The 12181-nt window shown below is 38.2% G+C and carries 8 protein-coding genes; 1 reads left to right on the forward strand and 7 read right to left on the reverse strand.

Translation table 11 applies throughout. From position 1 onward, the window contains the following. Positions 1–932 precede the first annotated feature (932 nt). The 5 genes from F1E73_RS12180 to F1E73_RS12200 form a co-directional block, all read right to left on the reverse strand. A complete protein-coding gene (locus F1E73_RS12180; RefSeq protein ID WP_223883421.1) occupies positions 933–2105 on the reverse strand; it encodes an alkaline phosphatase in 1173 nt (390 codons plus the stop codon). A gap of 267 nt (positions 2106–2372) precedes the next feature. Continuing rightward, entirely contained in the window at positions 2373–3182 is an 810-nt protein-coding gene (locus F1E73_RS12185) for a glycerophosphodiester phosphodiesterase (RefSeq protein ID WP_150452049.1), read from the reverse strand. Positions 3183–3431: 249 nt separating this feature from the next. Next, the gene (locus F1E73_RS12190) at positions 3432–4892 is read right to left on the reverse strand and encodes a RagB/SusD family nutrient uptake outer membrane protein (RefSeq protein WP_086476952.1); all 1461 of its coding nucleotides are present in this window, start codon (positions 4890–4892) and stop codon (positions 3432–3434) included. Between the two features lie 9 nt (positions 4893–4901). Beyond that, the gene (locus F1E73_RS12195) at positions 4902–8198 is read right to left on the reverse strand and encodes a TonB-dependent receptor (RefSeq protein WP_191089015.1); all 3297 of its coding nucleotides are present in this window, start codon (positions 8196–8198) and stop codon (positions 4902–4904) included. A 263-nt stretch (positions 8199–8461) separates the two neighbouring features. Beyond that, positions 8462–9622 carry a FecR family protein gene (locus F1E73_RS12200; RefSeq protein ID WP_150452051.1) on the reverse strand — a complete coding sequence of 387 codons (1161 nt, stop codon included), beginning with the start codon at positions 9620–9622 and terminating at the stop codon, positions 8462–8464. A gap of 116 nt (positions 9623–9738) precedes the next feature. Here F1E73_RS12200 and F1E73_RS12205 point away from each other — a divergent pair, with 116 nt between their 5' ends. Then, positions 9739–10329 (forward strand): RNA polymerase sigma factor, encoded by a 591-nt coding sequence (locus tag F1E73_RS12205; RefSeq protein WP_150452052.1) that lies wholly within the window; start codon positions 9739–9741, stop codon positions 10327–10329. A 167-nt stretch (positions 10330–10496) separates the two neighbouring features. Here the strand turns inward: F1E73_RS12205 and F1E73_RS12210 are convergent, their stop codons facing one another. After that, positions 10497–11921: a c-type cytochrome domain-containing protein gene (locus F1E73_RS12210; RefSeq protein ID WP_150452053.1), complete on the reverse strand. Its 1425-nt coding sequence runs from the start codon at positions 11919–11921 to the stop codon at positions 10497–10499. A gap of 4 nt (positions 11922–11925) precedes the next feature. Beyond that, positions 11926–12181, reverse strand: a 256-nt coding sequence (locus F1E73_RS12215) for a DUF1501 domain-containing protein (RefSeq protein ID WP_150452054.1), incomplete at its 5' end; no start/stop codon positions are given.

A 12181-nucleotide genomic window follows, 5' to 3' on the forward strand; every position in this document is an offset into this window, starting at 1 on the left:
GTATTGGAATTATGACTATTAGTTATGTATTGTATGCCCAATATCACATAATCCAAAGTATTCCAGGGTCCTCCTTCACAGCTAACAATGAGGAAATTGTTTTTGAAAACCCTTATAACACTAAATTAGTAGTTTTTTTTAGTATCGAAATGAGCACTCTCCATTCTTGGGAATTGGCAAAATAAAAGGCTTCCTGTTATTGCTAACCCTAATAATAACAAATTTGCACCCACTCCATCAAAGAGTAATATTCAAAGGATTAAAATATTTTTATGTATGCTTTCGAACCCTCGGAGTCAAACTTTCGAACCCCCGGAGTCAACTCAGTTAAATATTTGTTAAACCCGGTTTCTAACTTTCAGTCAAGTTCAATTACAATAATTTGGGAAAATCTTTTGCACCTTGATTTAGCCCTCAAAACTCATCACTGCAACATGTTAAAAATCAGCACGTTACAAGTGGTTTTAGCGAGAAAGGGCGGGATTCGGTGAGTAGGAAAATTACCCTAACCGTAAACTACTGTTTACCAACTACTTACAGTTTAAGTTGCAGTTCCTCTTTCTCCGCAAAAGGAAACCCATAACGAGAGTTATGGGTTTTTTGTTTTCTGTAGCTTCCGAAGTTTACTTCAAAGAAGCGGAGGAAAACAAAAAAACAACAAGCGATAGCTTGTTATGGTTTCCATGATTGTAATGGATTCCCCATCTGGGATGCACGAAGTGAATCCCTTATTCTTAAAAACTTCCGAAGTTTACTTCTAAGAAGCGGAGGGAAACAAAAAACGGAATACGCGTAGCGGGTGATGGTTTCTATGATTGCCCAGGATACCCATCTGGGATGCACGAAGTGAATCCCTTATTCATAGAAACCTTCCGAAGTTTACTTCAAAGAAGCGGGGATCAAGATCAATTGTTGTGTTTATGCAAAAGATTTTAATCCCTATTACTCCAATTAGTGGCTTCCATTATCTTGTGAAAAATTTCAGTATTTTCATAGACTCCAGAAAATGCTTCAGATCCGGGGCCATAAGCAAACACAGGGATTAATGTTGCCGAATGCCCAGTGGTAGAAAAAGTCCCCGTAATTTCATTGTAATCACTATAAGATTTGCCTTCTTCAGTTTGCTTAGGAGTTGATGATAGGGTAAATCCTCCGGTTTCGTGATCCCCCGTTACTAGTACTAATGTATTCCCATCTTTCTCGGCAAAATCCAAGGCCACACCTATGGCGTCGTCAAAATCAATTAGCTCTGAAATAAGATAGTCCGCATCATTGGCATGACCTCCCCAATCTATCTGAGAACCTTCTATCATGATGAAAAAATTAGAATGTTCTTCATCCTTATTAAGGAATTGTATTCCTAATTCGGTTGCTTTAGGTAAAAAGTCACCACGACCTTTCGCTACAGGATCCATACTATCTTCGGCCAATATATAGGCCATTTTTGAATATTGCTTAACTTCTTCAAAGTTACCTAGCGCCAAAGTATCTATTCCAAAACCTTTTGCTTCTAGGTCCCCCAATAAATTCTGCCCATCTTTTCGTTTATTAAAAAACTTTCTACCACCTCCTGCAAAAAAATCAATATCAGAATGGACCATATCCACCGCAATATCTTCATAGAGTCCCCTGTTTATTACGTGAGCATAGAAACTCGCGGGAGTAGCATGTTGTATCGATGACGTGGCAATCACACCAGTTTTAATGTTTTTCGGCGATACAATCTCAACCAAAGTTTTTACTTCACTCGCATCATTAGCCACACCAATGGCCCCATTATACGTCTTTATTCCTGAGGCAAATGCTGTTGCACCTGCTGCAGAATCCGTAATATTTTGTCGTGATGAAGCGGTGTTAATAAGTCCTATTGAGTTAAATCGTGCAAAATTTGGACTGGTATCTTTAAAATAAAAAGCGGCTGATATCTGTGACAAACCAGTACCATCTCCTATCAAAAGAATCACATTCTTTGCCTTTGCGGGGATTTCATCTTTATCCGTTGCAGTTTTACAAGAGAATAATGTTAAAAACAGAAATAGGAAAATGGTAGTTTTATATATCATGATCTTGTGCTTATGTTTAGTGCCAATGGTCTTAAATAACATTCCATGGGAATTTTAAGCGCCTAACTTAGCAAATTTAATCTGATTAACAGAATCGTAAGAGATTTCTTTAATCAATCAAGGGAACACCAACGGTTAATTTTATATGTCGTGCATACCTAGCCTAATAGCCCCCCTACTCCACTTGGTCCCAAGTAGGTTTTCGCCCCATAGAATTAAATAAGCTATAAGCCTTTTAAATACACTTGTAGCCTTCCCCTATTGCTTTAGGCTCCCAAGTTTATGGGATAGTTTCTGTTATTATTTAATCTACCTAAAAAAGGATTCGAACATAGAATCAATTTGAAAATGCTTTACTCCCGCCTCTTTCAGCCGATCTGCTCCTTCTTGGGCTTTTTCCATCACAGACTCTTCTTTAAAGGTCCACTCATTAACTACACCAACGGTTAAAATCCCATGACTTTTAGTCCATTCCACATCTTCTTTGGAAATATTCCCGGAAAACAAATAATAATTATTTGAATTAAAATCAGACTTCAACATATTTTCTTCTAACTGTTGGCGGGTACAGCTTAATTTTACTTTCCCTGTAAAGAATGGTGTAGATTCTTCTGTTCCGATCATCAGGGCATTTTCTAAAAGTTCATATTTCTCTAATAGCTCCACTACGCTACCAAATAATCGATCATCCTTCCCTCTTATTTTATTATCGACCATCACTTGTAGGTTGTTTTCTTGGCAGAATTTTAGCGCTTCTTCAAACGATAGTACCTTATTTCCAAATACGCCGTTCAACTCTTTGATTTCCTCCCATTCCATTTCCGAAACAGCTAGATCTACCCCAAAGTACCTTTTAAAATTTGAGTCGTGATGGATAATCAATACACTGTCCTTAGTAAGCCTCAAATCAATTTCGACCATCCAATATCCAGAGTTGGAAGCTTTTTTCAATGCTTCTATACTATTTTCGGCGGTATTACTATCTACAACCCCTCCCCTATGCGCTATTAAACGATATTCACTTTGTGCATCTTCTTTAATTTTTTGCCCATATAAAGGACATAAGCAAAAGGCAAATACGATTACCAAGAGGTTAAATTTTAATATAGTTTCTTTCATTTCAGTTTTAATTTACGATACCAAATAGGAACAAAGCCTAGAATTGGAATATAGAAGAACGATAAATGTATCCTACTAGGTAAAACACATTTATCGTATAATTTTTGTTCTTCTAACATCCTTAAACGCATCATATAACAAGCCTATCCACAATCTTTGGGGAGTGATGTATTAAACATTCCAATGGATTGCGAATCCTTGCGGTATCTATTGTTGCTAAAGGTTTTTGTAATTCCTATCTTCAGAATTTTAATAATTTTCATTTTGGTTTAATACACCATTACTTTTATCAATTTCCACTTGAGGTAATGGAAAAAAGTAGTTTTTTGGGCTTTCAAAATCAATCCTATTAAAATCTGCATGATGAACAGCATCTGGATTGCTTAATAATTCGGCAATATTCACCCAACCTAAACGGTCCCACCTAACCAAATCAAAAAACCTTCTATTCTCTCCAGCCAGCTCTAATCTGCGTTCTTTTATTAGGTCATCTTTACCTGCATTGATTAAGGGTTCGGCTCCAGCTCTTTCCCTTACCATATTAATTTCGCTATCACCAGCCCCAATACCATTCTTCCTTATTTTAGCCTCAGCAACCAATAGATAAACATCGCTACTTCTCATTAAGGGTATAAGCAAATCAAAATTTAATTTACCATCAGCCGTAAAGGTGGTGTATTTATTAAAATGATATCCAGTTTCAGAAGTATTACCATCATACACTATGGTGCTATTTCCAAGATCTATTTCATCTCCATCAGCCCACAAGGTGGCCTCTCGTCTTTTATCCGCTCCAAATTCATCAAATAGACTTTTCATTGGGTGAAAGAAATTCCACCCTCCTAAATGGCGCGGACTAAAATAATAGATTGTAGCGCTATTTCGCCAATCGCTAGAAGATGCTACATACAGTAACATTTCTGGCGTAGCCGTGGTTTTTTGTCTGAAATTATCCTGGAAATTTGCACTTAGCTGATAATTGTTATTTCCAACTACCTTTTCTCCATTTTCAATAGCTAGGTCTAACTTATCCTCATTACCTGGGTAGGAAGACCAATGCATGTATAATTGGGTTAAATAAGCATAGGCCGAACCTTTATTTACTCTACTAGCTGATGCAATTTCTGGAAGCAGATTAGCTGCCTCTTTCAGATCGTTTTCAATGTGAGCTAAAACTTCTTCTACAGAGGATTTAGGCTTATTATAATTTGCCGACACCACATCTTCTTCCATTATTAATGGGAATTCTCCATATGGAAGATATAGCCACCAATTAGCAAAGGCTCTAAAAAAATAAGCCTCCCCTAAACTTCTATTTTTTATATCGGAGGATATATTCTCCATCTGCTTTACATTTAACAGAATATTATTTGCCCTCGAAATCATTTCATACTTCCATTTCCATCCTTGGTTAATTTGAGGATTGGAAGCATCAAAAGTAAAGGTCTCAATGGCCTCATCTTCAGAATGATCTCCGGCACGGTAAACATCATCAGAACAAATATCCCAAGTGTAATCTGCATGTGCCACAAAATCTTCTGTAATTAAGATACCATATAAACCTGTTACAGCATCTACGACGGCCTTTTCGTTGGTAAAATAGTTTTCTTCCGTGTAGACTCCTTTAACATCAATTTCCAGCACTTCTTCACATGATAAAATCATTATGAAAACTGGTAGTAACATTAGTATTGTTATATATTTTTTCATTTTTTCTTTTTAAAAGGTGAATCTAAAGCCCAAGCTAAGTTTTCTACTAAATGGGTAGTTTGCGTAGTCCACTCCCCTTTGTAGGTTTCCGTCCGAGTATCCAATTTCCGGGTTATATCCAGAATAACCAGTAATCGTAAATAAGTTTTCGGCCATTATATAGACTGATAAGTCATCGAACAATATGCTATTCTTTGGTGTTATTTGGTAACCCAGTGTTAATGTTTTCAACTTTACAAAATCTCCACTCTCAATAAATAAATCGGACGTTCTGTGATTTAGATTTGTCCTTTGCGTACTCATTTTAGGAATACTGTTGCTGGTACCTTCACCATGCCATCTATTTAAAGTTTCCTCGTACATATTATAGGAATATGTGGGATCTAGGCCTTGCATACGATCGGCGTTATAGAGCTCAGCACCAAAATTACCAACGAAATTGGCCGATAGTGAAAACTTTTTGTAATCCACCCCTAACTGCAATCCTACGATAGCATTGGGATTGGGATCCCCTAAATAGGTACGATCTTTTTCATCTATAACACCATCAGCATTAATATCCAAGAATCGTACATCTCCTGGAGTTATATCATCTCTGCGGGGATCATTTGAAATGTTTGGATCCGACGATACTTCCGCTTGATTCTGATAAATCCCATCTGTCTTCCATCCGAAAAATGAGGCAAGAGGCATAGATTCATAGGTCCTAGAAATCTCTTGGGACTGTCTCCCGTAGAAAACTGAACTTATATAATTGTTATTCCCGTACAACTTGGAAACCTCATTTTTAATTAAGGTTAGATTCATACCAACATTATAAGATAAAGACGATGGATAGGTTTTACGGTATCCAACTTCAATCTCCCATCCCCAGTTTCTTAGTTCTCCTATATTATAATCTGGAATAGTTGCCCTACCGATAGAGCCCATCATCACAGAAGGAATCAACATATCCGTAGTTCGCTTATCAAACCATGTTATATTTGTAAAGAGCGCATGATTAAAAAAAGAGGACTCAAGCCCGATATTGGTCATCGCAGTTTTTTCCCAGGTAATCATTGGGTTTCCCAAACTTGTTATTAAGGCACCACCAACTTTTTCTGTTCCGAACGTATACTTATTTCCGTAGTCTATATTACGTTGAATAAGGGTTAAGTATTGTAAATCGGCAACTTCTTGATTTCCCAATTTTCCCCATCCTCCTTTAACTTTTAAATCACTCAAAAAATCAACTTCATTAAGAAATTCTTCCTCTGAAAGCTTCCAACCCACTGAAAATCCCGGGAAATATCCCCATTGATTCCCTTTTGCAAATTTTGAAGAACCATCTGAGCGTAAAGTAGCGGTTAATAAGTATTTATTTTGATATGCGTAATTAACACGGCCAAACACAGAGGCTAATTTTTCAGGAACATTAAAATTACCTGTTATCGAATTCATAGTTGCGCCATTATCGAAAACTATTTGATTTAATGTCTCATCACCAAAACCGCGTTTAGAAGTATATTGATACGCTCCCTTACTACTTTGAGAGGATACTCCCGCAACAATTTCAAAGTTGTGATTTCCAACATATTTGGAATAATTTAAATACGCTTCCCCTAGTAGGGTGTAATTAGATTCTTGCGTAATGCTTAATTCAGCATCGTTTCTACGCCTCATCTGTTCGGTTACACTTGGAAAGAAATCCTTTGCCTTGTATAGATTTCCATCTAAACCTACATTTCCTTTGAGTATTAGATCATCCGAAACCTTATATTCCAAAGACAGTGAAGTTAAAAGATTATGGTTTCTCTTTGTATGATCCTCTGTAGTTAACTCATAAACCGGATTATTAATGTCTCCCAATTCATTGTTAGCAGCTGCTGACCCCCAAACACCATTCTCATCAATGGAGGGAATAGCCGGGTTAAATCTCAGCGCTTGCCATAAAACCCCAGAATAAACAGAACTAGTATTGGGGTTATACCAATTCTTATAGCTGTACTGAAAGTTTTGATTTATTTTAAGTCGATCAGAAAGGCGGTGAGTAGAATTGAATCTAGCGGATAATCTTTCAAATTTAGAGCTTAAAATTATTCCTTCCTCATTATAGTATCCCATACTTGTTAGATAGGATGATCTTTCGTTCCCTCCAGAAATTCCAAGGTCAACATTTTGAAAATGTCCTGTTTGAAATAAACTATTTTGCCAGTCAGTTCTATTAACTGTGTAGTAGTTATTGTTCCAGAATTCATTGGGTGTAATGCCATCATTTGCGTAGCGTTCCTTTTTAAGCATAACTAAGTCATTAGCCTTTAATAGGTTTAGCTTATTACTAACTTCTGAGATTCCTGAATAAACATTAAGATTAATCTTGGTATCTGTATTAAGTCTCCCGGATTTGGTGGTTACCAGAATCACTCCATTTGCAGCCCGAGTTCCATATATAGCAGCGGAGGAAGCATCCTTTAACACTTCAATTTGCTCAATGTCGTTCGGATTTATATCCGAGAGTTGGCCCGATGGTACCCCATCAATTACTATAAGTGGGTTTGAAGAGTTGATACTTCCTGTTCCTCTAATTTGAATCACTGGTGATGCACCAGGAGAACCTCCATCAGAAACAATTTCCATTCCACTAGCCAAGCCTTGCAATGAATTACTTACCTGACCGATGGGGGCTTTACTCAATTGATCGCTTTTTATACTGGCAACCGATCCAGTTACATCACTTCTACGCTGAGTACCATACCCTACTAAGACCACCTCATCCAATCCCGCTGCACTTTCTTCCAAGGTTATAGTAAGGATTGTTCCATCGGTTACCGGAATTTCCTTGGTAGAAAACCCAATATAAGAAACTACCAAAACCGAATTTTCACTGGCAACTTCTAAATTAAAATTCCCATCAAAATCGGTCTGCGTCCCATTGGTAGTCCCTTTTTCTACGATACTAGCACCTGGAAGGGGCTGCCCCTGATCATCGGACACCGTTCCCGTAACCTGAAGTTGCATCTCAACTAGCCCATGGGAAGGATTATCGGATACATCCTTAAGGCTTACTGGCTGTTTTTTTAAGAGGATTTTCCTATCATCTACTTCAAAGGAAATATGCATCCCTTTAAAAAGCTGCTTCAGCACCTCTTCTACAGACGCCTGTTTTACATTTATTTTTACCCGTTTCTTTAGGTCGACCGTCTTGGTATTGAAGAAAAATTTAAATTCGGTCTTCGATTCAATTTCATCCATCACAGCCGCTATGGTGGCAGCCTCCATATCCAAGGATATTTTGGTTTGCTGCGAATAGGTCGAATTTGCCTGCATTGCGAAGGATAGAGTTAATAAAAATAGAAGTGACAACCTCATTTTTACTTTAAAATTTAAGCACCAAGGGAAATTCCCCCTCGATATTGGTGGTTTTTGCATAACTTTAGGTGTTTGTTAGTGGTTATATTTAAATTAATCACGTTTTCAAAGCGGGGAATGTTCCAGCATTTCCCGTTTTATTTCCATGATTTCTTATACTTTCACATATAGCTATATGTGCTTCGGTTTACATTAAACTGCTCATTTCATGGGCTTTATCATTATTTAATTACTATTTTATTTTCTACGATGATATAATCTATCTCATATACTTTATTAAAGTAGTTGAGCACTTGTTCAATGGTTTCATGTTGTGTTTCAATAGTGGCATTAAAGGTTTCCTTGGCCAAAGCTTTATTGTTATTGATGATTACCACATTGTAACTCCGCTCTAGCTTTTGTATGATTTTATCGAAGGAAAGGTCCCTAAATACTAGATTTCCACTTTTCCATGAGGTGTATAGCGAGGTATTTACTTTCTCCTTTACCACCGAGCCTACCTCCTTATCAAAATTTCCTTTGAAACCTGGTTCTAAAAACACCTCCTCTTTTACCTCCTGGGAATTGGATGTACCTCTTAGACTCACCGAACCATCAACAAGAACTACTTCGGTTGACTCGTCCTCCGGGTAGTTGGCAATATTAAAACTGGTGCCATAAACCTTTACGTCTAACTGCCCCGTATTAACCACAAAGGGGATATTGGGATCATGAGCCACCTCCATAAATGCTTCTCCGGTTAAAAAGACTTTTCGCTCTTCACCAGCTAAAAAGGTAGTAGGGTATTTTAAGGAACTTTCTGCATTTAGGTGTACTTCTGTGCCGTCTGCCAATTCAATATAAAACTGTTTCCCCTTGGGAACCCTTAGGGTATTATAACTTACTTCCTCACGGGTCCCTTGTTCTTCATAGACCAATTTCTGCCCTTTCTGCACTCCTAATACAGTCCCTTCTTCACTCAATACTTCTAAGGTCCCTTCTCCCGAGATTACTTTAATTTCTCCATTCCCGAGCTGTAGGGTTATAGCATCTATTTTTGGCGCTATATTTTCTTTAGTATCAGCCCCTGTCAATTCATTCTGTATAAAATAGCCTAGGCCAATGAATAAAATTGCCATGGCGGCATATTTAAAGACAGATTTAAACCTAGTCCTACTTTTATTTGTTTCACTTCTTATCTCCTTTAGCAGATTTGTTCTCACCTCCTTTAGATCGGGATTGTTCATAGCCAAGGTAGTGGCGAAATGAGTTTTTACATATTCTTTAAAAACATCCTCATTATCTGCATCCTGAATCCAGGTATTCAGCCTATCCAACTCCTCAGCGCTTGCCGATTTAGAAAGGAATTTTATAATAAGATGTTCTACTTCTTGAGGAATCATTTTGTATTGTTCTTTATAGTAATACAGAGCAGATTTGCAATACCCTACCTTTTTTATGATTTTTTTTTAATTCATATAATTATTTATAGATTTACTTGCCAGATACCAACCAATCTATGAGGAAAATTGATAATGAAGATTTAACCGAACAGCTTATTCATGGAAATGAAAAAGCGTATATGACGTTGTTGGACACCTACCAGAGAAGACTCTATGCCTATGCGCTAACATTATCTGGGGATGCAGATACTGCACAGGATATTGTTCAAAATGTATTTTTAAACACTTGGAGATCTCGAAAAACATTGAATCCAGATTTATCGCTTCAGAGCTTTCTGTATAAATCCGTTTACAACGCCTTTGTAAATCACTACCAGCAGCATAAAGCCAACATGATTTTACAAAACAAATATGTAGAGGCCCTAACGGAGGTAGTAGAGGAAACCAATGAGAATGACTTAGCGCGAATGATCAAGATCATGAACGCTGAAATTGACAAACTACCCCCAAAATGCAGGGAAATTTTCATTCTCAGCAAAAAAGAAGGCCTCACCAATAAGGAAATAGCCCAACATCTAAATATCTCAATAAAAGCTGTTGAAGCTCAAATTACAAAGGCTTTTGGCGTGTTAAGAAGTAAATTGGGTGAGCGATACAAGATGCTTTTATATGCATTTATAGGATTGGGCGGCAACAAGAGGTTGTAAGTTTGACCCTTAATTACGATTTGGGACTTAGGTTAATTCGTAAGGTTATCTATCCCTACTTATCCTAATACTACCATTCTTCTGGCATTAATAATTGTCTTTCAGAGGTATCTTTTTGCCTTAAAAACAGTAAAACCTACCCATAACAATTCCTACTCGGGAATAAACTAAAGATTATTCCCATTCTTAGCCACTTCAGCTTTTAATTCAGCATTACTGCCCACATTTATTTCTAAGTTGGGCAAAGATTCTTTTAATTGGGCAAGACCGGAAGCCGACAGTTGTGTGTCCCATACATAGAGAGTTTTAAGTTCTTTTAGCGCCTTTAACACCGAAATACTCTCATCGCTAATGCTTGTACTATACGCTTTTAGCATTTTAAGCTGGGTAAGGCCTCGCAACTTAGTGAATTCAGCATCCGTTATAGGCGTACGATCAATTTCTAACCACTCTAAGTTATCACACAGGGCAACAAAATCTAGTTCCTTATTCCCAAGGGGGATACCACTCAGATCCAATTCAATGATATTTTTTGAAATCCGTTGTAGGTCCGTAATAGCTTTTGGGTCATACTCCGGCGGTAAATAAACGGAGACACTCAAACCCTTGGAATTACTGCTTATCCTGTGAATGGTGATATAATTAGAGGCCAGGTTTTGAAGGGTACTGTCCTGCACCATTGGCAACTTTATCCATTTTTCCGTGAGGTCTGGCTGCATCATTTTCTCTACATATCCCACTAGTGGATCGGTCCTTTTAATTTCGGCCAATCGGAGCGTGTCCGAGGCGCCAAGGGATATCCAGCGTTCTAGTATTCCAATTTCATCTTGCGTTAAAGGGGTTTTCCCTTCCGGCGGCATGTGTTCTTCATCTTGCATCGGTAGATGGAGTCGCCTAATAAGCTCGCTCTCTTCAGGCAACCCAGGAACCAGGGTATTTCCGCTTTCCCCTCCTTTAAGCAGCGCTGCAAGACTCGTCATCACCAGTTCTCCTTTCCGCTTGTTGGGGTTATGACAGCTAACACATTTATTCTCCAAAATTCGGGTAACAACATCCGTATAGATAATGGGGTTTTCAGGGATTTTTATGGGTCTTTTTTTGGTGGGCAGCGCTAAAAACCCTTCCCCATGGGTCACCATACCTCCATAATGCCCTGTGGCAACAACAAGCCCTACCAATACTACTTGCAAGCCTTTGGTATATATATTATTACTCAGCTGCACCTGTGTAAGGGCATACCATAGGGCTGCTAACAAAGCAACCCCTGCACCCAACCATTGATGCCTAAATAACAAGTCTCCTTTTACCGCGACCTCCTTGCCTAGAAAGAATCCGGAAATCGCCGTTAAAAGAGCGGAGAGCACTGCAACCGTCAATAATTGATAAGGTACTTTCTTTCCTGTTAACCCCAAAAATAGGGCCATCAATAAAAGAACAATAGGGAAATGGAGCACTAAGGGATGCCATCTTCCCATCCAAGAAACTAGGCTTGGAAGTACGATGTACGATTCAAATAAGAGGCAGAAAATAAGGAATACCGAAAGGCCTAAAACAACATAGTCTACCCATTTATTTTTTGAAGAGTGCGCCATTAAATTATATTAAAAGATCTTTTACGACATTACCCGCAACATCGGTTAAACGGAACCTACGACCTTGGTGCTTGTAGACCAACTGTTCATGATCTAGGCCCATCACATGCATCATGGTGGCATGGAAATCGTTGATATGCACGGGGTTCTCTATCACGTTGTATCCAAATTCATCGGTCTTCCCATAGGTAAGTCCGGGTTTAATGCCCCCTCCTGCCATCCAGATACTAAAGGCCCTTGGGTGATGATCGCGCCCATAA

This window comes from Arenibacter lacus, from assembly GCF_008711145.1.
Lineage (GTDB): Bacteria > Bacteroidota > Bacteroidia > Flavobacteriales > Flavobacteriaceae > Arenibacter > Arenibacter amylolyticus.

Bases quoted from the DNA above. Each gene is read 5' to 3' on its own strand.
- F1E73_RS12180 (WP_223883421.1), bottom strand. From the start codon at position 2,105: ATGTTATTTAAGACCATTGGCACTAAACATAAGCACAAGATCATGATA.
- F1E73_RS12185 (WP_150452049.1), bottom strand. From the start codon at position 3,182: ATGAAAGAAACTATATTAAAATTTAACCTCTTGGTAATCGTATTTGCC.
- F1E73_RS12190 (WP_086476952.1), bottom strand. From the start codon at position 4,892: ATGAAAAAATATATAACAATACTAATGTTACTACCAGTTTTCATAATG.
- F1E73_RS12195 (WP_191089015.1), bottom strand. From the start codon at position 8,198: ATGCAGGCAAATTCGACCTATTCGCAGCAAACCAAAATATCCTTGGAT.
- F1E73_RS12200 (WP_150452051.1), bottom strand. From the start codon at position 9,622: ATGATTCCTCAAGAAGTAGAACATCTTATTATAAAATTCCTTTCTAAA.
- F1E73_RS12205 (WP_150452052.1), top strand. From the start codon at position 9,739: ATGAGGAAAATTGATAATGAAGATTTAACCGAACAGCTTATTCATGGA.
- F1E73_RS12210 (WP_150452053.1), bottom strand. From the start codon at position 11,921: ATGGCGCACTCTTCAAAAAATAAATGGGTAGACTATGTTGTTTTAGGC.